Genomic DNA, 20,448 nt, shown 5'->3' with positions numbered 1-20,448 from the left:
CCAAGGCCCGACATGCAGACCCCGCCCGCCCACCGGCTTTCGGTGGCCCCCATGATGGACTGGACCGACCGGCATTGCCGGGCGTTCCACCGCGCCCTGTCGGGCCGGGCCCTGCTCTATACCGAGATGGTGACCTCGCCCGCCGTGGTGCATGGCGATCGCGAGCGGCTGCTGGGCTTCGACGCCGTCGAGCATCCGGTCGCCCTGCAGCTGGGCGGATCGGATCCGGCCCAGCTGGCCGAGGCCGCGAAGATCGGCGAGGCTTTCGGCTATGACGAGATCAATCTGAACGTCGGCTGCCCCTCGGACCGGGTGCAGTCGGGCCGGTTCGGCGCCTGTCTGATGCGCGAGCCAGAGCTGGTCGCCGACTGTATGGCCGCGATCAGGGAGGCCGTCAGCGTCCCCGCCACCGTCAAATGCCGCATCGGGGTGGACGATCAGGACCCGGCGACCAGTCTGTTCGCCACGGTCGACGCCTCGGCCGCCGTCGGGATCACGACCTTCATCGTCCATGCCCGCAAGGCCTGGCTGAAGGGTCTGTCGCCCAAGGAAAACCGCGACGTGCCGCCGCTGGACTATGAGCTGGTGCGCCGGCTGAAGCGCGAGCGGCCGCATCTGACCATCTGCATCAACGGCGGCATCGCCTCGCTGGAAGCCGCCGAGGCGCACCTCGATGCGTCCGACGGCGTTCAGCTGGACGGGGTCATGCTGGGCCGCGCCGCCTATCACGAACCGGCCCTGCTGGGTCAGGTCGACCGGCGCTTCTTCGGGGCGGACACGCCCGACGTCGACCCGTTCGAGGCCATCGCCCGGTATCGTCCCTATCTGGCCGCCCGACTGGAGGAAGGCGTGCATCTGCCGGCCATGACGCGGCACATGCTGGGACTGATGCATGGCCGTCGCGGGGCCCGCGCCTTCCGCCGCATCCTGACGACGGACTCCATCGTCCGGGGCGCCGGAATCGAGATCGTCGACCGGGCCGTCGAGGCCGTGCGCGAGGCCGAGCGGGCCTTTGAAATCAGCCAGGCCGAGGATCGCGCGGCCTGACCAGGCACAAGGCGCCGGGAACGTCCATCGGGTGAATCCATTAGAAGGCGAGCCCCTCCCCCGGCCGTTCCTTCGGAGTTCTCCCCATGATCCGCACGACCTGCGTCTTCGCCGCGACCGCCGTCGCCGCCCTCACCCTCGCGTCGGGCGCTTCCGCCCAGGACGGCCGCCTCGCCGTCGGCGGCCAGCTGGGCACGCCCGGCGGCGGCGTCTCGGTCCTCTATTCCCTGTCGCCGAACTTCGTCGTGCGCGGCTCCTACGACGCGCTGAAGTTCGACCGCGACGACAGCTATGACGACGTCGACTACAACGCCCAGCTGGACTTCAGCTCGCCCGGCGCCTTCCTCGACTGGCACCCGACCGGCAACGCCTTCTTCGTCTCAGCCGGCGCCTTCTTCGGCTCCCGAGACGTCAACCTGGACGCCACGCCGACGACCAACACCAACATCGGCGGCACGGTCTTCACCCCGGCCCAGATCGGCAATCTGACGGGCAAGATCGAGCTGGAGAGCACCGCCCCCTTCGTCGGCATCGGCTATGACAACACCTTCACCCACACGGGCCATTGGGGCTTCCGCCTGCTGGCCGGGGCGGCGTTCGGCGATGCGCCCCAGGTCGATCTGAACTCGAGCGGCGGAACCCTGTCGAACGACCCGACCTTCCAGGCGCGGCTCGCGCAGGAAGAGACCGACATCCAGGACGACGCGGACAACTACAAGGTGCTGCCCGTCGTGCAGGTGGGCGTGACCTACCGGTTCTAGGGTCTAGGGCCGCAGGGTGAGGCCCGCGGGCGTCGCTTCGAAGCCGGACAGGCGGCCCAGATAGCTCATTCCCAACAGGGATTGCTTCAGGCCGTTCTCGACCACGAGCGCCTGGACGTGCTCGACCTCGGCGCCGGCGATGGCGACCGACTTGAGCTCGACCGCGGCGGCGCGGGCGGGGCCGGAGGCGGTCTGGACCGAGCGGGTGAAATCCCCAGGGGCCAGATCGAGCCCCAGACGCAGGGCGTCCTCGCGGGTCAGGGCCACGACGCTGGCGCCGGTGTCGACTAGGACGCGGACGGCGCGGCCGTCGATCTCGGCCTCGGCCCAGTAGTGACCGTCGGCGGCCTTGAGCACCTGGGCGGCCCCTGAGGTCGAATGATGGGCGGGAGCGTTCACGGCCGGAATGACGGCGGCGGTCTCGGCATGGGCCTGACCGCGCGCATCGGCGTGATTCAGCCAGAAGGCCACGCTCAGCGAGGAGGCGGTGGCCATCACCATCACGGCGATGGTCTGAAAATCGAAGCGGATCATGGGCTCACGCGACTGAAACCGCTTCTGCGGCGATATCACCCTCTCACAGCCGTCTTGGGATGCGGTGAACCGATGTGGCTGACAAAAGGTTAGCGAGCGGAGCCGTATCGGGAGAGGGCTAGAGGCCGAGTTTCGCGGGCTCGATCCGGTCGCGGCGGCCCGGCAATTCGGCCATGATTTCAGCGCGCTGTTCGTCGGTCAGGCCGGACCAGCCGCCGATCTCGACCAAGGTCCGGTAGCAGCCCAGGCAGAGGCCCGATGCGCCGTCGACGATGCAGACCTTGACGCACGGGGTCGCGATCGCCCGCGGAATGGGCCGTGGCTCAGGAGTCACAGGCGTGACAGACATGCGAAATATATTCCGAACCCAGACCAAAACTCTTGCAATTAATCATTCCGTATGCGATCTAAAACTCGACGCAAAACGACTAAGAGGGTGCAAACCCCTGCAAGCACGACGCGTCTCTTTTCCTCGTTCAACGAAAGGAGACATCAAAGATGAACGACAAGGACAGGAATCTCCAGCACGCCATGACGTCCTTCGCCTTCTGGGGCGGGATGTTGGTGAACTCGGGCAAACAGAGCCGCGCGAACGACCGCGTGGTCAGTCATCCGTCCAACTTCACGCCCATCGAGATCAAGCGCCCCCGATAGGGTCCGCTGATCCGGGCCGAAGCCCAGATCGCAAGATCAAACAGCAGGTTTCGACTTGCGCCCCCGCGCCCCGGCCCCGACAAGGCCGGGGTTTTGCAATTCCGGAGCGCGTCGTGGCCTTCATCCTTCAGGAAAAGATCGCCCAGCCCGGCGGCGGATCGGTGCTGGTCCTGACCTTCGACCGGGCCGAGCGGCTGAACGCCCTCCCCGACCTCGGCGACGGTGATGAGGTGGCCGCGATCTGCGAGGCGGTGAACGCCGACCTCGACATCCGCTGCGTGGTCCTGACCGGCGCCGGACGCGCCTTCTCGGCGGGCGGCGACCTGAATTCGATGAAGGCGCGCGAGGATTTGTTCGCCGGTTCGGGCGCGGCGATCCGCGAACAGTACCGCCGGGTCGTGCACCGGATCGTCCGCGCCTTCTACGGGCTGGAAGTGCCGCTGATCGCGGCGGTGAACGGCCCCGCCTTCGGCCTGGGCTGCGACATCGCGGGGCTGGCCGACATCCGCATCGCCTCGGACCGCGCCAGCTTCGGCGTGCCCTTCCTGAAGCTCGGCATCATCCCCGGCGACGGCGGATCGTGGCTGCTGCCCCGTAACGTCGGCTATGTCCGCGCCGCCGAAATGCTGTTCACCGCCCGGGCCGTGGACGCCGAGACCGCCGACCGCTGGGGTCTGGTCAACCGGGTCGTGCCGCATGAGGCCCTGATGACCGAGGCGTTGGCCACCGCCGGCCAGGTCGCCGCCCAGCCGCCGCGCGCCCTGCGCATGGCCAAGTCCCTGCTGCGTCAGGGCCGCGACATGAATTTCGACCAGACCCTGGAACTGTCCGCCGCCATGCAGGCTTTGGCCCATCTGACCGACGACCATATCGAAGGGGTGACGGCGGTGCTCGAGAAGCGCCCCGGGACCTTCACCGGCGACTGATACGGGTCAGGATCACCATTCCATGCACGGCTTTGGCCCGACCGGGTAAGTGAAGGGCAGTCCGAGGATTGTTCGGCGTCGGATGCAGTCTGTCCCATCACCACGGACGGGAACCGGCACGCCGGGTTCCAGCACGAAGACGGACCATGGCGACATTCCTGATGGGAGACGCGCGATCGGCCGATGGACCTGATACTCAACGCGGTCGCCGCGCTTGACCCGGCGGATGTCTCCCGCCTCGATCAATTGCATGAGCCCCATGGAGCCGGGCAGTAGCCCGGGGGACCTGACTGCAACGGCGGAAACGATCTGGTTTGCCCGGACCGCCGCCAGCCCGCCCGGCCATTGGCTGAGGGGGTCCGGAGCCTCCGCCCAGGATTCGGGCATGATGGCGGGAGGGGCCGGCACAAGGAGCTCCGCGCCCTGCGTGGTCGCCTGCATCGTGGCGGCGACCCCGGACGGCAGCCGGACGGCGCTGACCCGGTCGCCTCCGGCCATCACCACCGCGACCCGTCCGAACAGGGATTTCGCCTGTGCCTCGGTGGTCTCCATCACGTCCTCACGCGCCATGTCGTGAACCTGGAGACAGCTGGCGGGTTGTGCCGTCACCACGCGCGCCGCCGGGAGGCCGGTTACCCCCGCATAACGGGGCGGAGTCGGCGGGACATTGAACTGCAACCCTTTTCGCGCCCCAGGCCACGCGAACGCCCGGGGCCAGGCGAGCAAACCGACTTGCGACACACGGTCCGTGGCCCCCTCGACCCGCCAAATGACGTTCTGCCAGGAGGATAAGACCAGATAGAGGGGCCGATCTCCGGGCTCCACAATCAGATCTACCACTGTCGTCGCCATGCCCTCATGCGCCAGGCTGACAGTGGCGAGCGCCTCGCCGCTGCCAACCCCCAGCAGAATGATTTCGGCGTTCGGGTCAGGCCGCGGCAGACCGCATTTCTTCAGCTGTGCCTCCGACGTGAGCGGCTTGTCGCCGGACCGCCCATACCCATCGGGCGAAAGAGGTCGTGCCCATGAGGGAGTTGGCTCGGCGGCCTCGGTGGTGTCGCGACCGAAAACCCTCACCTTGTCCGGCGTGACCTTCGGCATCGGGAAGGTCGTCCGCGCCGCGACCGGGACGCCGGTCAGGGCCCAGCTGGCGCGGTAGAGGAATGGCCCCGCGACCCACGCGATCACGAGGAGCAGAAACACAATGAGCGTCGCACGCTTCATGACGCCCCTCCCGAAACGACCGCAGCCGACACTGCACCATCGGTCTTAACGTCTCACGACACATTCGCCTCTGGCGTCGGCGCCCCCGGTTCGGCAGACAAGCCTCATGTCCCAACCTGCAATCATCGAGGCCCTGCGCGAAGCGACCGGCGAGGCGCACAAGGCGCTGGAGACCGACATCGACCTGTTCGGCCGGGTCGCCGATCCGGAGCGCCGCCGGGATCTCGTGGCGCGGTTCCATAGGCTGCACGCCTCGGTCGAGCCGGCGGTGGAGCCTTACCTCGCGGACCTGCCGGGGCTGGAGTTCGCGCATCGCCGTCGCGCCGACGGTATCGCGCGGGACCTCGTCGACCTTGAAGGCCACCCCCTGAAGGCCGCCCCGCCATACATCGGCTCGGCGGCCGAGGCTCTCGGCTGGTGGTATGTGCTGGAGGGCAGTTCGCTGGGCGGGCGGGTCATCCACCGTACACTTCTCGGCCAGGGTAAGGATTTGCGGGGATTGAGCTTTTTGCATCCTTACGGCCCTGATACAGGGGACTGGTGGCGGCGCTTCGTCGAGGTTCTCGACGCGGCCGACCGCCGGGAACCCGAGGCGCGTCCGGACGTTCTGGCCGGCGGCGTCGCCGGCTTCCGCTATGCCCATGAGGTTCTTTGCGGAGACTGACGTGCCTGAAACGCCCTCCGCCGAACTGCTGCTGTCCGACGCCGATCTGAACGATTGCGATCGGGAGCCCATCCACATTCCCGGGTCGATACAGCCGCACGGCTTCATGCTGGTGACCGGCGGTGACGATGCCGTCGTGGCCCATGGCGCGGGCGACATCGAGGACATCACGGGCGTTCAGGACTGGATCGGCGGTCCCGTGTCCGCCCTGCTCGGCGACACGATCGGTGAGGCCGTCGCCGCCCCGCCTCCGGGTGACGGGGCCGTCTTCATCGGCCGCTGGACCGCGCCCTCAGGTGAGACCTTCGACGTCAGCACCCACCGCAGCGGGACGCACCGCATCATCGAGGCCGAGAAGAGCGGCGAGACCACCCATATCGGCATCGACCTCCTGTCGCGGATGGACAAGGCCGGGGTCGCCTTTGAACGCGCCGCCAATGTGCGCCAGCTGGCCGCCCGGGCCGCCGACGAATTCCGCAGCCTGACCGGCTTCGAGCGGGTGATGATCTACCGCTTCCTCGATGACGAGGCCGGCAGCGTTCTGGCGGAATCGAAGGCGCCGGAGATGTCGTCCTTCCTGAACCACCACTTCCCGGCGACGGACATTCCGAAACAGGCGCGCGCCCTCTATGTCCGCAATCCGGTGCGGGTCATCCCCGAGGTGCGTTACCAGCCCCGCCCGCTGCGCCCGCCCCTGCCCGAGGGCGACCCGCCGCTGGACATGAGCGACAGCGTCCTGCGCAGCGTTTCGCCGATCCACCTCCAGTATCTGCGCAATATGGACGTCGGATCCTCGGCCTCGATCTCCATCGTCACCGACGGGGTCCTGTGGGGTCTGGTCGCCTGTCACGACAGCCAGCCGCGCCTGCTGACCCATGAGACACGAATCGCCGCCACGGCTCTGGCCCGGGGCCTGGCGCGTCAGCTCAAGGCGAAGGATGACGCCGAACTCTATCGCGAGCGGGTGCGGCTGCGCGGGCTGGAGGACGAACTGGTCGCCCGCATCCCGCTGGAGGAGCCGCTGGACGCGGCCCTGGCCAAACATCTGGACGAGATCGCGTCCCTGATCGGGGCGACCGGGGCCGCGGTGCTGCGCGGCAAGAACGTTTCGACCGGCGGCGCCTGTCCCCCGGCCAACGGGGTCGCGGCCCTCGGGAACTGGGTGGCGAAGACGGCGGCGGGGCGAGTCATCTCGAGCGCCAGCCTGTCCGAACTTTTCCCGGCCGCGACCGCGTGGAAGGCCGAGGCCAGCGGCTTCATGGCCTTTGTCATCGCCGCCGACGAACCCTTCGTCCTGATGTGGTTCCGGGCCGAGAAACTGGAGGTCGTGCGCTGGGCGGGCGATCCCCATACGGCGGTCAAGACGGGCGAGGCCGGCAAGCTGACGCCGCGCGCCAGCTTTGCTGAATGGACCGAGACGGTCAGCGGCCGTGCCCAGCGCTGGACCAATCCCGAGATCGAAAGCGCCGGCCGCTTCCGCGACGCCCTGTTCGAGTTGCGGTCCCTTCGCCAGATGCGGCGGGTCAACCAGTCGCTCCAGGAATCGGTCGCCGACCGCGACCTGAAGCTCGAGCATCAGGACTTCCTGCTGCGCGAGGTCAATCACCGGGTCCAGAACAGCCTTCAGCTGATCGCCAGCTTCCTGTCGCTGCAGGCGCGCGACAATGTGGATACCCGTCCGCCGTCCGAGGTGCTGAGGGAGGCCCAGCGGCGGGTGAAGGCGGTCTCGCTCGTCCACAGCCGCCTGTACCGGGCCGACCAGTTCGAGACGATCGATCTGGGCCGCTATTTCTCGGAGCTTATCGAGGACATGGCGGCCTCCTCGGGGCAGGACTGGGCGGCGCTGATCCATACCGAACTGGCTCCGATCAGCATCGAGGCCGGACGCGCCGTGACCTTCGGCCTGGTCCTGACCGAACTGATCATCAACGCCCAGAAATACGCCTATGGCGGCCGTCCGGGCCCTCTCTACGTCACCCTGGAGGAAGACCGCGGCGCGGCCCGGGTCATCGTCGCCGACGAGGGCGTGGGCGGGCACCAGTCGGGCAAGGGCTTCGGCTCGCGCCTGATCGAGAGCCTGGCCGGACAGCTGGGGGCGGCGATCGAATACCGGGCGGCCAGGCCGGGGCTGCGGGTCATCCTGACGGCGCCGATCGGTTAGCGGGCTCATCACGGGAAACACTGGCGGCGGCGGCGTCCCGCCCCATATGCTGGCGAACCGCTTCGAGGACCCGCCATGCCGACCCCGATCAAGATCGACTTCGTTTCCGACGTCTCCTGCCCCTGGTGCGTGATCGGACTGGGCGGGCTGGAGACGGCGATCGGCCGGGTCGGGGATGTGGCCGCCGTCGACATCCATTTCCAGCCGTTCGAGCTGAACCCGCAGATGGCGCCCGAGGGCGAGAACATCGTCGAACACATCGGCCGCAAATACGGCGCGACGCCGCAGCAGTCGGCCCAGACCCGCGCCATGATCAAGGGCCGCGCGGCCGAGGTCGGGTTCGAGATGCGGATGAGCGACGACAGCCGGATCTACAATACCTTCGACGCCCATCGCCTGCTGCACTGGGCCGAGGAGAGCGGCAAGCAGGCGGCGCTGAAGGCGGCCCTGTTCGAGGTCTATTTCACCAAGCAGCTGAGCCCGGGCGACCGTGAGGTCCTGGCCGATGCGGCGGCGTCCGTCGGGCTGGACCGGGCGGAGGCGGCGGAGGTGCTGGCCTCGGGCCGCTACGCTGACGAGGTGCGCGCGGCCGAGGAGCTGTGGCGCAGCCGGGGGATCAACTCGGTCCCGGCCATCATCATCAACGACAAATACCTGATCTCGGGCGGCCAGCCCGCCGAGGTGTTCGAACAGGCGCTGAGGCAGGTCGCGGCGGAGAGCAACGCGCCCTCCGCCGCCTAGACCTTAGGCTCCCGGCTGACGCATTGAGCGGTCGGCGGGCACGCCGTTGGACGGAGCGCGCGGGGCGCCGGCGGTCTGGCCGGGCTTCATGAACTTGACCAGGACGCGCTGGCCGATCAGCAGGGGCGCGTCGCCAGCCGAGACCACGACCTCGACGACGCGTTCGTCGGAGCGCTGCGAGGGGTCGTCCGAGGCCAGTTTGCGGGCGCCGAAGACGGCGGCGCGACGCAGGACCGAACCGATATAGACCTTGGTCGGATCGCCTTCCGGCGTGATCTCGACGGCCTGACCGGCGGCGATGTTGGGGATGTCGGATTCGACGATCTCGGCGCGGGCGATGCGCGGGGCGTCGGGCTCCAGATCGAACATGGCCGAGACGTTCAGGGTCGAGGCGCCGGCGCCGGGGTTGGCGTAGCGGCGCACGATGCGGCCGGCCATGGGGCTGCGGATCACCGTCAGCTCTTCATTGTAGAGCGATTGCGACAGCTGGGCGCGGGCGGTCTGGACGGCGGCCGTCTGGGAGCCGAGGCGGGCCTGGGCCGTGTCGATGGCGTCCTGGGCCTGGTCGATCCGCTGGGCGGCGACGAAGTTGGTGGCGACCAGCTTCTGCAGGCGCTCGCGCTCGCGCTGGGCGGTGCGGATGTCGACGCGGATCTGGGCCAGCTGGCTCTCGGCCTGGGCGACCTGGGCGCGGGCGCTCTGGACGGCCAGACGGGCTTCGTCGTCTTCCTGACGGGCCAGGATCTGGCCGGCGACGACGCGGTCGCCTTCCTGGACCAGGACTTCGCGGATGATGCCGCCGCGACGGGCCGCGACCTGGATGATGCCGCCCTCGATATCGACCTTGCCGTTGGCGATGGCCGCATAGGGGCTTTCGACCTTGGTCGCTTCCGCCTTGGCGAGTTCGGCCTTTTTGGCGGCCTGTCCCTTGCTGAAGACGAGGAAGCCGACGACCAGCACGATGATCAGCAGAAGGCCGATCCAGGTCCATTTGTTCTTGAGGAAGGCGGGCATGGGAGGTGGGTCCTGAAGGATCTTGTTCTGGCGATTAATGGTGCGAGGAGAGGGTGGCGGTCGGGTCGGGGACCCGCCGCTCGTCGGAGACGATGACGCCGTCCTCGATCTTGATGACCCGGTCAGCCCAGGCCTCAAGGCGGGGATCGTGGGTCACGCAGATGACGGCGGCGCCGTGTTCGGTGGCGGCCCGGCGCAGCAGACGGATGACCACCTGGCCGTTCTCGCCGTCCAGCGCCGAGGTCGGTTCGTCGGCGAAGAGGATCTTGGGGTCCTTGGCCAGGGCCCGGGCGATGGCGACGCGCTGCTTCTCGCCGCCCGAGAGGATGGCGGGACGCTGATGCAGGCGATGCGACAACCCGACCTCGGTCAGGGCTTCGGTGGCGCGCTTCTTCGCCTGCCCCGGCGACAGACCCTGGAACTTGAGCACGATCTCGACCTGCTGCAGGGCGGTCAGGGCCGGGAACAGGTTGAAGCCCTGAAAGATGAAGCCGCAGTGATCCAGGCGGAATTTGTCGATCCGGCCGCTGGACAGCTTCCACAGGTCGTCGACGTCGAGCGCGTCGACGCGGCCTTCCTCGGGACGCAGGAGGCCCGAGAGCGCCGCGATCAGGGTCGACTTGCCCGAGCCCGACGGCCCCATGACCATGGTCAGATCGCCGTGGCGCGCATCGAAATCGACGCCCTTGAGCACCTCGACGAATGACTTGCCGGACTTGAAGCGCTTGACCAGCTTTTTGGCCTCGATGGCGAAGTCGCCGTGCTTGCCGTGAACTTTCGTATGGGCGTTCATCGCAGCAGGTCCGCCGGTTGGCTGTTCTTGAGGATGCCCAGCGACAGGATGCCGGACAGCATGGCGATCAGGATCAGGCCGCCGCCGACGACCACCAGAAGCATGGGCGGCAGGGCGATGATGACGGCGTTGGCCATGGCCAGCAGCGACACCAGCCAGGTCAGGACGATGGCGGCCACCACCCCGACGCAACCGACCCAGAAGCTGAGTTCGACCACGATCCGGTTCAGCGAACCCATGCCGACGCCGAGCGCCCGCAGGGAGGCGAACTCCTTGATGTTGGCCATGATGGCGCCGCGCAGGGTCTGCCAGGTGATGGCCACCCCGATGATGGTGCCGAGCACCACGCAGCCGCCGATGATGATGACCAGAATGCCTTCCTCGAACATGGCGCCGGCGTTGGCGTCGGCCAGTTCCTGACGGGTCCAGGCCTTCCACTGGCCGTTGCCCATGGCGTTGAGCTGGGCTGCGACGATCTGGGAGCGAGCAGGATCGCGCAGCTTGACCATCAGCGGTCCAACGCGTGGGCCGGTGTCGGCCTGACCCACCATCCGCAGGGTGTCGCGCGACATGACGATATTGGACTGCATCATGTTCGGATAGCCGCGCAGGATGGCGACCACAGTCACGGTCTGACCGTTGTAGAGAGCCTTGTCGCCCAGTTTGACGCCCAGCGGTTTGAGCGCCGTTTCATCAATGGCGACGGTATAGGGCTGGCGCAGGGCGTCGATCAGTTCCTGGGAATAGTCGGTCGGAATGGTCACCGAACCGGGCGTGGTGTCGATGATCGAGGTCTGGACGAACTGCTGCTTGGGCGCGCCGCGCCGGGCGCGCTCGGCCTGGGACATGGTCGGGTCGACGTTCTTGATCGACTGGAACGAGCCGCCGGCGCCGTCCAGCGGCTTCACCTCGACCACCTCGGGGTGGTTGTAGGCGAGCGGGATAAAGCGGCGCGGCACGCCCGAGGGGCCGCCCATCAGGCTCTTGGCGCCCGGCTGCATGATGATGATGTCGGCGCTGGAACGTTCGATGGTGGCGGTGAAGCCCTTGCCGATGCCGATGAAGACACCGGTCATGGCCAGGACCAGCAGACCCGACAGCGCAAGCGCCATGACGGCGGCCATATAGCGCCGCCACTCAAACAGCAGCGTGGATAGTGCAAGCGACATGGAAAAGCGTTTCAACCCCGAAGTGTCCCGTTATCTGAGGCCGCCGGGGATCAAGACCAAGTTAAATCGGGGTAAGGCGCCGCGTCGGCCGGGGGGCGTGTCGCGACGACACAGGCCAGCGGCATGGACAGGTCACCCGGCTTGGGTCTAGCACTCCCGCGTTCCCATCGGAGATCGACCCTATGTCGCTACGCTTTACCGTCTCCCTGGCCGCGCTCGGCGCCGCCACGGCCGTCCTGTCCGCCGTCTCCACGCCCGCGAAGGCGGACGAGGGCATGTGGACGTTCGACAACTTCCCGATCCAGACGGTGAACGACAAATACGGCACCCACATCGACCAGGCCTGGCTGGACCACATCCGCAACTCGGCGGTCCGCATCAACGGCTGTTCGGCGTCGCTGGTCTCGGGCGAAGGCCTGATCCTGACCAACTGGCACTGCGTCGTCGGCTGCGCCCAGGAGCTGTCGTCGGCCGAGCATGACTACGTCAAGAACGGCTTCCTGACCGCGACCCGCGAGGAAGAGAAGGAATGCCCCGGCGAGACTGCCGAGATCCTGACCGACATCATCGACGTCACCGACCGGGTTCTGGGCGCCGGGCAGGGGCTGGAAGGCGCGGCCTTTGTCCAGGCGCGCGGCGCCGAGACGACGAAGATCGAGGACGAGAACTGCTCCGACAAGGAAACCCAGACCTGTCAGGTCATCAGCTTCTACCGCGGCGGCCGCTACGCCCTGTACAAGTTCCGCAAGTATGAGGACGTCCGTCTGGTCTTCGCGCCCGAAAACCAGGCCGCCTTCTTCGGTGGGGATCCCGACAACTTCAACTTCCCGCGCTACGCCCTCGATAGCGGCTTCCTGCGTATCTACGAGGACGGCAAGCCCGTCTCGACCCCGACCCACCTGACCTGGAACCCGAACCCGCCCAAGGAAGGCGACGTGACCTTCGTCGCCGGCAACCCCGGTTCGACCTCGCGTCTGCTGACCATGTCGCAGCTGGAGCGCCTGCGCGATCAGGTGAACCCGATCACCCTGATCCAGGCCTCGGAACTGCGCGGCCGCCTGCAGGAATATGCGACCACCTCGGAAGAGGCCAAGCGGGTCGTCTTCGATCCCCTGTTCGGTCTGGAGAACAGCTTCAAGGTCTACTACGGCCAGGAAGGCGCCCTGACCGACCCGGCCTTCATGGGCAAGAAGCGTGAGGAAGAGGCCGAGCTGCGCGCCCGCGTCGCCGCCGATCCCGCCATCGCCGCCCGCATCGGCGATCCGTGGGGCGATCTGGAGCGCGTTCAGGCCTCGGCCCGCGACCTCTACCTGCCCTACCGCCAGCTGGAAGCCTCGGCCGGCGGCGGTTCGGACCTGTACCGCTACGCCAAGACCATCGTCCGCGCCGCCAAGGAACGCGCCAAGCCGGTCGCCGAGCGCCGCGCCGGCTATACCGACGCCGCCCTGGCCCAGCAGGCCCGCCGTCTGGCCGAGGTGACCCCGATCGATCAGGGTCTGGAAGAAATCTACCTGACCCACTGGATGCTGAAGACGCGGGAATATCTGACCGTCGACAATGCCGAGGTGAAAGCCATGCTCGGCAAGGACGCCCCGGCCGACATCGCCGACCGTCTGGTCCAGGGCACCAAACTGGGCGACCCGGCCGTGCGCGCGCAGATGTTCGCCATGACGCCGGAACAGCTGGCCGCCTCGGGCGACCCGATGATCGCCTTCGTCCTGGCCAATGACAATGCGGCCCAGGCCGTGCGCGCCCAGTGGGACTCGGCCGTCAACGGCCCGACCGCCAAGGCCGGCGAGAAGATCGCCCAGGCCCGGTTCGCGGTCTACGGGACCAACCTCTATCCCGACGCGACCTTCTCGCTGCGCCTCTCCTACGGCGCGGTCGAGGGCTGGACCTATCGCGGCGTGACCGTCCCGCCCTTCACCTATATGGGCGGCCTCTATGAGCGGGCCACGGGCGCCGAGCCGTTCAACGCGGCCCAGGCCTTCCTCGACAACGAGTCGAAGGTGAACAAGGACACCGTCTACGACTTCGTCTCGACCAACGACATCATCGGCGGCAACTCGGGCTCGCCCGTGATCAACGCCAAGGGTGAAGTGATCGGCGCGGCCTTCGACGGCAACATCCACTCGCTGGGCGGGTCGTTCGGCTACGACGGTACGCTGAACCGGACGGTAACGGTCTCGACCGCCGCCATCACCGAAGCCCTGCGCAACATCTACCACCAGCCCCGCCTGCTCGAAGAGCTGGGGGTTCGCTAAAGCCCGGCCTTCTCCCCTTGCGGGAGAAGGTGGCAGCCCTCGACTTGCTCGGGGGCTGACGGATGAGGGGTCGCACCGGTCTTGCCGGTCGGCCCCTTTTTCTTTCATACGTGCACCCAGAATTGTTCACGCCACCGCGTGACCCCTCATCCGGCCGGCTCCGCCGGCCACCTTCTCCCGCAAGGGGAGAAGGAAGGAGAACTCCATGCGTCATCTCGCCTTCGCCGCCTCCATCGCCGTTCTCGGCTTCGCCGCCGCCTCTGCCGCCAGCGCCGAAGAAGGCATGTGGACCTTCGACAACTTCCCCATCGCCCGGGCCAACCAGACCCTGGGCACGAACATCGATCAGGGTTTCCTGGATCAGGTGCGGCTGTCGTCGGTGAAGTTCGGCGGCTGTTCGGCGGGGATCGTCTCCGGCGAGGGGCTGGTGATGACCAACAACCACTGCGTCGCGACCTGCGTGGCCAATCTCTCGACGCAAGCAGTCAACTACGCCGAGACCGGCTTCACCCCGAAGGCGCGCGAGGAAGAGGTCAAATGCCCGGGCTCGACCGCCGAGGTCCTGACCGGCATCGCCGACGTCACCGAGCGGATGCACAAGGCCGGTGAAGGCCTGTCGGGCGCCGCCTTCACCCAGGCCCGCGACGCCGAGGCCGGGCGGATCGAGAGCGAGGCCTGTGGCGAGGCTACGGACAAGCGCTGTCAGGTCGTCAGCCTGTACCGGGGCGGCCAGTTCAAGCTCTACACCTACAAGAAATACACCGACGTCCGCCTGGCCTTCGCGCCCGAGGACCGCGCCGCGACCTTCGGCGGCGACCTCGACAACTTCAGCTTCCCGCGCTTCGCCATCGATGCGGCCTTCATTCGGCTGTACGAGAACAATGCGCCCGCCCGGACCCCGACCCACTTCGTCTGGAACGCCGCCAAGCCCGTCGAGGGCACGCCGGTCTTCGTCACGGGCAGCCCGGGCGCGACCCAGCGCCTGCTGACCCAGGACCAGCTCATGACGGTGCGCGACGTGGTCCTGCCGATGGACCAGTTGATCGCCTCGGAGCTGCGCGGCCGGATGATCCGCTATTCCGAAGAGGGCGAGCGTCAGGCGTTCGAGGCCATGGACCCGATCGTCAGCCTCGAGAACACCTACAAGCGCGGCCTCGGCCGGATGCGCGCCCTGACCGACCCGGCCTTCATGGCCACGCGGGCGGCCAATGAAGCCGACTTCCGTCAGAAGGCCGGCGAAGGCACCTTCAACGCTCTCGCCGCGATCCAGCCTGCCGTTCGCGAGCTCTATGCCCCCTACGCCCTGCTGGAAGGCGGCACCGGTATCGGCACCACCTCCGTCGCCGGCGGGTCGCAGCTGTTCCTCTGGGCCCGGACGCTGGTGCGCGGCGCCCAGGAGCGGGCCAAGCCGTCCGACCAACGCCTGCCGGAGTTCGCCGACAGCCGCCTGTCCGCCGCCCGCACCGCCCTGTTCGCCGAACGACCGGTCTATCCGGAGCTCGAGCAGATCCGCATGGAATGGTGGCTGTCCAAGACCCGCGAATGGCTGACCGTCGACAGCCCCTATGTGCGCCCTCTGCTGGGCCGCGAGTCGCCGGAGCAACTTTCGGCGCGCGTGGTCTCCGGCACGAAGCTGGCTGACCCGGCCGTGCGCCGCGCCCTGTGGGAAGGCGGTCTCGCCGCCATCCAGGCCTCGGACGATCCGATGATCCAGTACCTGCTGTCGATCCAGGAGCCGACCCGCGCCATTCGCACCGAATGGGAAGAGAAGGTTCAGGCCCCGACCGACCGCGGCTCGGAAGCCCTCGCCACCGCCCGCTTCGCCGCCTATGGCGACGCCGTCTATCCGGATGCGACCGGCACCCTGCGCCTGACCTACGGCAAGATCGAAGGTTCTGACGTGCCCGGCCAGCGCTGGGGTCCGTTCACGACCTTCGCCGGCCTATGGGACCGCGCCACCGGCGCCCCGCCGTTCGACGTCGCGCCGAAACTGCTGGCCGCGAAGGACCGCATCCCGGCCGACACCGTGCTGGACATGACCGTGTCCTCCGACACCATCGGCGGCTCCTCGGGCTCGCCGGTCGTCAATGCGAAGGGCGAGATCGTCGGGGCGAACTTCGACTCGACCGTCCTCAGCCAGCGCAACGCCTATGGCTATGATCGTCAGGTCAACCGCAGCGTCATCGTCACCACCGGCGCGGTCACCGCCGCCCTGCGCGACGTCTATGGCATGTCGGGTCTGGTGGCGGAGCTGGGGGTTCGGTGAGCCTGATGTTGAGGCCGGCGACGCCGGACGACATCCCGGCCCTGCACCGTCTGGTCGAGAGCGCCTATCGCGGCGAGACGGCGAAGAAGGGATGGACCCACGAGGCCGACCTCTTGGGCGGCCAGCGCACCGATGCGGACGGTCTGGCCGGGATCATCGCCGATCCGGACAAGACGCTGCTTGTCGCGTTCGAGGGCGACGTCCTGATCGGCTGCGTCCTCGTCGCTCGCCAGGCGGACGGCTCGGCCTATCTGGGCATGCTGTCGGTCGATCCGGACAGGCAGGCGGGCGGTCTGGGGCGTCAGCTGATGGCGGGCGCCGAGGCCTTTGCGGCCGGGACGCTGAAGGCGCCGCGCATGGAGATGACCGTCATCCGCCAGCGCGCGGAGCTGATCGCCTGGTACGAGCGGCGCGGCTATGCCCTGACCGGCGAGACCCAGCCGTTTCCGATGGACGACGAACGGTTCGGCTTGCCCAAGCGGCGCGATCTGGAGTTTGTGGTCATGGCCAAGGCGCTGTGATCCGATCCTGCCGTATCGCGGAACGGGTAAGCTTTGCAGCTAAAAGCTGTGGACAGCTTTCAGAAATGGCGAGTTTCGGGCGGCGTTAATCATGCCGCCCCCATGACACCGGGCCCCACGCCGATTTAGCTGATCCGCAGGTCCCCCCGCCAAACAGTAGAGAATTCGCATGCCCGGCCGTCCAGGAGTCTCATTACGGACCTTCGGCAAGCTGGAAGGCGAACTGCTCTCCGTGGCCAAACGCCTGTCGAACCGGCAGTTGCTGGAACTGGCCGACGACTTTCACGCCATGCTGCGCGAGAGGCGGGCGCGTCTCAACGCCCCGACAGCCGCCCCGCCCTACACGGGCCTGAACGACAACCAGCGGCTGACCGAACGCCGCCGCTAGAGCGGGTCCAGCTTGACGACCTCGGGCTTGTTCATCTCGCGCCGCGCCTTGTCGAAATACTGCCAGCCGGTCCACAGGGTGGCGAAGGCGGCGGCCCAGATCAGGGTGTCGGCGACGAGCTGGAACTGGTCGATATAGTCGAGGTCCCAGCCGAAGCCGTCCCAGTTGCGGGCCAGAAGCTGGGCGCCCAGCGCCACCATCTGCAGCGTCGTCTTCCACTTGGCCAGCAGGGTGACGTCCAGCTTGACCTTGCCGGCGACCGTCTCGCGCAGGGCCGAGACGGCGAACTCGCGGAACAGGATCAGGCCGCAGGGGATGGCGATCTGGGGCACGGAGCCGGAGGTCAGCACGCCCAGGATGGCGCCCGTGACCAGGATCTTGTCGGCGATCGGATCGAGGATGGCGCCCCAGCGCGTCGTCGCGTTCCAGCGGCGCGCCAGATAGCCGTCGACCCAGTCGGTCGAGGCCGCGACCACAAAGATCCAGAAGGCGACGCGATACAGGGCGAACTGGTCGTCCGGGTCCAGATAGGCCGACAGCGGCCCGAAGCCCCCGGTGGCCCCGGCCAGGATCAGGAACATCACCACCCCGGCGAACAGGCGGATGCCGGTCAGGATGTTGGGGATCGGATTGGCGTGATGGGCGGGGGTCATCGGGTCTCTTTCAGGCGGATGCATATCGTTTGCCATGCTTCGCCGCCGGACGCGACTGCATCGACCAAACGACCGATCAGCCCAGAGGTTCGAACCTCGGCCCGTCGCCCAGCTGGCGCAGCACACCGTCGGCGATGCCGAAATGCAGGCCCGTCAGGGTCAGCTTGCCCGCCGCCTCGCGCTCGGCGATCCAGGGGAAGGTGCGCAGGTTGCGGATCGACAGCCGGACGACGGCTTCCTCCGCCGCGCTCTGGACCTGATCGGGGGCCACGGTCTCGGCGACGTGGCGGACGACCGGCGTGCCCTGCTCGACCCAGGGAGCGACGAAGTCACGGCAGTTGTCGGGGGCGCCGTGCAGCATGGCGCCGACGCCGCCGCAGCTGGCGTGGCCCATGACCACGATGCGCGACACCTCCAGCACCTTGACCCCGAACTCCAGCGCCGCCGAGACGCCGTGCCTCTGGCCGTCGGGCTCATAGGGCGGAACCAGATTGGCGACGTTGCGGACCACGAACAGCTCGCCGGGCGCCGCGTCGAAGATCAGGGCCGGGTCGGCGCGGCTGTCGGAACAGGCGACGATCAGGGTGTGCGGCTTCTGCCCCTTGGCCAGGGCTTCGTATTCGGCGCGGGCTTCCGGCCAATGCTCCTGGCGGAAACGGCGATAGCCTTCGGCCAGGATGTCGTCTTTGTGGTCGCTCATGATCGCGGTTCTAGGCCGGGTATTTCCGTAACGGAAGTCAGGGCTTGCGGAAGAAGGCGTGGATGCGTTCCGCCAGCGGTTCGCTGATCCCGTCGACCTTGACCAGATCCACGACCGAGGCGCGGCCCACGCCCTTGGCCGAACCGAAGGCGTGCAGCAGGGCCTTCTTGCGGCCGGGGCCGACGCCCTCGATCTCGTCGAGCGGGTTCTTCTTGATGTCCATCGAGCGGCGCTTGGCGTGGGCGCCGTTGGCGAAGCGGTGGGCCTCGTCGCGCAGCCGCTGGATGTAATAGAGGGCCGGCGACTTGAGCGGCAGCATGAAGGGCGGCTTGCCGGGCACGAAGAAATGCTCCTTGCCCGCGTCCCGGTCCGGCCCCTTGGCGACGCCCACGGCCAGGATGTCGTCGAGCCCCAGATCGGCGAGCACCGCCAGAACCTCGGCCAGTTGCCCGGCGCCGCCGTCGATCAGCAGCAGGTCGGGGCGGACCACCTCCTCGGTGCCCTCCTCCTCTTCCTTGACCAGACGGCCGAAGCGACGGCGCATGACCTCACGCATCATGCCGTAGTCGTCGCCGGGCGTGATCTCCTGATCGCGGATATTGAACTTGCGGTACTGCGACTTCTGGAAGCCCTCGGGCCCCGCCACGATCATGCCGCCGACCGCATTGGTCCCGGAGATGTGGGCGTTGTCATAGACCTCGATCCGCTCGGGCCGGCTCTCCAGACCGAAGGCCTCGCAGACCTCGTCGAGGATTTTGCCCTGGGCCGAGCCCTCGGCCATCTTGCGGCCCAGCGCCTCCCGGGCATTGGTCAGGGCGTGGTCGACGAGGGCGGCCTTGTCGCCACGCTGTGGGCGATCGATCGAGACGACGCGCCGCCCGTCCGCCTCCCTCGCCTTCATCGAGAAGGCCTCTTCCAGCAGTTCCTTCTCGAACGGGACGATGTTGGAGAGGATCACGCGCGGGACCGGCTTGTCCTCGTAGAACTGGCCGAGGAAGGACGACAGGATCTCGGGATCGGTGTCCGACTTGTCGACCCGCGGGAAATAGGCGCGGCCGCCCCAGTTCTGGCCGGCGCGGTAGAAGAAGACCTGGACGCAGGCCTGACCGCCCTCGGCGAACAGGGCGAAGACATCGGCCTCCGCCACCCCCTCGGCCGAGACCGAATTCTCCATCGAGATGGCCGAGAGGGCCCGGATGCGGTCGCGGACGCGGGCGGCCTGTTCGAAGTCCTCGGCCTCGGCGGCGGCGGTCATCTCGGTCGAGAGGCGGCCGATGACGGCGCGCGACTTGCCGCGCAGGAACTGTTCCGCCTCGGTGACCAGCTCGCCATAGTCCTCCAGCGAGATCAGGCCGGTGCAGGGCGCCGAACAGCGCTTGATCTGATGCAGCATGCAGGGCCGCGTCCGGGTCTCGTAGACGCTGTCCGAACAGGACCGCAGCAGGAAGGCCTTCTGCAGGGTGTTCAGGGTCCGGTTCACCGCCCAGGTCGAGGCGAAGGGGCCGAAATAGTCGCCGGGCGTCGTATGGGCGCCGCGGTGCTTGCGGACCTGGGGCGCGCGGTGGTCGCGGCGGATCATCAGCTCGGCGAAGGACTTGTCGTCGCGCAGCACCACATTGAAGCGCGGTTTCAGCTTCTTGATGAAGTTGGATTCCAGCAGCAGGGCTTCGGTCTCGGACGCCGTGACCACCAGCTCCATCGACCGGGTCAGGGAGACCATCAGCCCGATGCGCTGGGTATGGAACCGCCCCTGGGCGTACTGGAGGATGCGCTTCTTGATCGAGCGCGCCTTGCCCACATAGAGGCAGGTCCCGTCCTCGCCATACATGCGATAGACGCCGGGCTTGTCCGGCGCGCGGCGCGCCTCGTCGCGGATCAGCTCGGCGGCTTTCAGGGCGCCCGAACCGTCTTCAGCCAGAATCGTCTCCTCGGTCATCGGGAGCAATATAGGCGATTTGAAACCGATTG

General features: G+C 67.8%; 20 protein-coding genes. 11 read left to right on the top strand and 9 right to left on the bottom strand.

The window, feature by feature from the left end; all coding sequences use genetic code 11:
- Nucleotides 1–12: 12 nt before the first annotated feature.
- Together dusA and AC1ROD_RS03495 are read left to right on the top strand one after the other, a co-directional pair.
- Nucleotides 13–1,047 (top strand): tRNA dihydrouridine(20/20a) synthase DusA, encoded by a 1,035-nt coding sequence (gene dusA, locus AC1ROD_RS03500; protein WP_492946865.1) that lies wholly within the window; start codon nt 13–15, stop codon nt 1,045–1,047.
- Nucleotides 1,048–1,133: 86 nt separating this feature from the next.
- Complete coding sequence (locus tag AC1ROD_RS03495; RefSeq protein ID WP_492946864.1) at nt 1,134–1,808, top strand: hypothetical protein; 675 nt, start codon at nt 1,134–1,136, stop codon at nt 1,806–1,808.
- A gap of 3 nt (nt 1,809–1,811) precedes the next feature.
- Here the strand turns inward: AC1ROD_RS03495 and AC1ROD_RS03490 are convergent, their stop codons facing one another.
- Together AC1ROD_RS03490 and AC1ROD_RS03485 are read right to left on the bottom strand one after the other, a co-directional pair.
- Nucleotides 1,812–2,342, bottom strand: coding sequence for a TIGR02281 family clan AA aspartic protease (locus AC1ROD_RS03490; protein WP_492946863.1), 531 nt, complete (start codon nt 2,340–2,342; stop codon nt 1,812–1,814).
- 118 nt (nt 2,343–2,460) lie between these two features.
- The gene (locus AC1ROD_RS03485; RefSeq protein ID WP_492946862.1) at nt 2,461–2,691 is read right to left on the bottom strand and encodes a DUF1289 domain-containing protein; all 231 of its coding nucleotides are present in this window, start codon (nt 2,689–2,691) and stop codon (nt 2,461–2,463) included.
- A 149-nt stretch (nt 2,692–2,840) separates the two neighbouring features.
- Here AC1ROD_RS03485 and AC1ROD_RS03480 point away from each other — a divergent pair, with 149 nt between their 5' ends.
- Nucleotides 2,841–2,996: a hypothetical protein gene (locus AC1ROD_RS03480; protein ID WP_492946861.1), complete on the top strand. Its 156-nt coding sequence runs from the start codon at nt 2,841–2,843 to the stop codon at nt 2,994–2,996.
- Between the two features lie 113 nt (nt 2,997–3,109).
- Complete coding sequence (locus AC1ROD_RS03475; protein WP_492946860.1) at nt 3,110–3,922, top strand: crotonase/enoyl-CoA hydratase family protein; 813 nt, start codon at nt 3,110–3,112, stop codon at nt 3,920–3,922.
- A gap of 12 nt (nt 3,923–3,934) precedes the next feature.
- Here the strand turns inward: AC1ROD_RS03475 and AC1ROD_RS03470 are convergent, their stop codons facing one another.
- The gene (locus AC1ROD_RS03470; RefSeq protein ID WP_492946859.1) at nt 3,935–5,146 is read right to left on the bottom strand and encodes a hypothetical protein; all 1,212 of its coding nucleotides are present in this window, start codon (nt 5,144–5,146) and stop codon (nt 3,935–3,937) included.
- Between the two features lie 106 nt (nt 5,147–5,252).
- Between AC1ROD_RS03470 and AC1ROD_RS03465 the strand changes: the two genes are divergently transcribed.
- The 3 genes from AC1ROD_RS03465 (at nt 5,253) to AC1ROD_RS03455 (ending at nt 8,712) form a co-directional block, all read left to right on the top strand.
- Nucleotides 5,253–5,810 (top strand): biliverdin-producing heme oxygenase, encoded by a 558-nt coding sequence (locus AC1ROD_RS03465; protein WP_492946858.1) that lies wholly within the window; start codon nt 5,253–5,255, stop codon nt 5,808–5,810.
- Nucleotide 5,811: 1 nt separating this feature from the next.
- Nucleotides 5,812–7,971: a histidine kinase dimerization/phosphoacceptor domain -containing protein gene (locus tag AC1ROD_RS03460; protein WP_492946857.1), complete on the top strand. Its 2,160-nt coding sequence runs from the start codon at nt 5,812–5,814 to the stop codon at nt 7,969–7,971.
- 75 nt (nt 7,972–8,046) lie between these two features.
- Entirely contained in the window at nt 8,047–8,712 is a 666-nt protein-coding gene (locus tag AC1ROD_RS03455; RefSeq protein WP_492946856.1) for a DsbA family oxidoreductase, read from the top strand.
- A gap of 3 nt (nt 8,713–8,715) precedes the next feature.
- On the opposite strand, the gene AC1ROD_RS03450 is transcribed toward AC1ROD_RS03455, so the two are convergent.
- Genes AC1ROD_RS03450 through AC1ROD_RS03440 form a run of 3 tightly spaced genes read right to left on the bottom strand, consistent with a single transcriptional unit; the run spans nt 8,716 to nt 11,688 of the window.
- A complete protein-coding gene (locus AC1ROD_RS03450; protein ID WP_492946855.1) occupies nt 8,716–9,726 on the bottom strand; it encodes an HlyD family secretion protein in 1,011 nt (336 codons plus the stop codon).
- A gap of 34 nt (nt 9,727–9,760) precedes the next feature.
- Entirely contained in the window at nt 9,761–10,519 is a 759-nt protein-coding gene (locus tag AC1ROD_RS03445; protein WP_492946854.1) for an ABC transporter ATP-binding protein, read from the bottom strand.
- Nucleotides 10,516–11,688, bottom strand: a complete 1,173-nt coding sequence (locus AC1ROD_RS03440; protein ID WP_492946853.1) for an ABC transporter permease — start codon at nt 11,686–11,688, stop codon at nt 10,516–10,518. Before AC1ROD_RS03440 ends, AC1ROD_RS03445 begins: the two co-directional genes overlap by 4 nt.
- A gap of 182 nt (nt 11,689–11,870) precedes the next feature.
- Between AC1ROD_RS03440 and AC1ROD_RS03435 the strand changes: the two genes are divergently transcribed.
- The 4 genes from AC1ROD_RS03435 (at nt 11,871) to AC1ROD_RS03420 (ending at nt 17,127) form a co-directional block, all read left to right on the top strand.
- Nucleotides 11,871–13,952, top strand: a complete 2,082-nt coding sequence (locus AC1ROD_RS03435; RefSeq protein ID WP_492946852.1) for a S46 family peptidase — start codon at nt 11,871–11,873, stop codon at nt 13,950–13,952.
- A gap of 205 nt (nt 13,953–14,157) precedes the next feature.
- Nucleotides 14,158–16,218 carry a S46 family peptidase gene (locus tag AC1ROD_RS03430; RefSeq protein ID WP_492946851.1) on the top strand — a complete coding sequence of 687 codons (2,061 nt, stop codon included), beginning with the start codon at nt 14,158–14,160 and terminating at the stop codon, nt 16,216–16,218.
- A 5-nt stretch (nt 16,219–16,223) separates the two neighbouring features.
- The gene (locus AC1ROD_RS03425; protein WP_492947728.1) at nt 16,224–16,739 is read left to right on the top strand and encodes a GNAT family N-acetyltransferase; all 516 of its coding nucleotides are present in this window, start codon (nt 16,224–16,226) and stop codon (nt 16,737–16,739) included.
- Between the two features lie 169 nt (nt 16,740–16,908).
- Nucleotides 16,909–17,127, top strand: coding sequence for a hypothetical protein (locus AC1ROD_RS03420; protein ID WP_492946850.1), 219 nt, complete (start codon nt 16,909–16,911; stop codon nt 17,125–17,127).
- Here AC1ROD_RS03420 and pgsA read toward each other — a convergent pair.
- The 3 genes from pgsA to uvrC all read right to left on the bottom strand — a co-directional run bounded on the left by pgsA (nt 17,124) and on the right by uvrC (nt 20,416).
- Nucleotides 17,124–17,780, bottom strand: a complete 657-nt coding sequence (gene pgsA / locus AC1ROD_RS03415; protein ID WP_492946849.1) for a CDP-diacylglycerol--glycerol-3-phosphate 3-phosphatidyltransferase — start codon at nt 17,778–17,780, stop codon at nt 17,124–17,126. The genes AC1ROD_RS03420 and pgsA overlap by 4 nt on opposite strands.
- A gap of 76 nt (nt 17,781–17,856) precedes the next feature.
- Complete coding sequence (locus AC1ROD_RS03410; RefSeq protein ID WP_492946848.1) at nt 17,857–18,480, bottom strand: carbonic anhydrase; 624 nt, start codon at nt 18,478–18,480, stop codon at nt 17,857–17,859.
- 37 nt (nt 18,481–18,517) lie between these two features.
- Entirely contained in the window at nt 18,518–20,416 is a 1,899-nt protein-coding gene (gene uvrC, locus AC1ROD_RS03405; RefSeq protein ID WP_492946847.1) for an excinuclease ABC subunit UvrC, read from the bottom strand.
- Nucleotides 20,417–20,448 lie beyond the last annotated feature (32 nt).

This window comes from Brevundimonas sp. GW821-FHT12E07 (genome assembly GCF_058807035.1).
The sequence above is the reverse complement of the archived record's forward strand: the minus strand, read 5'-3'. Positions and strand labels throughout refer to the sequence as shown.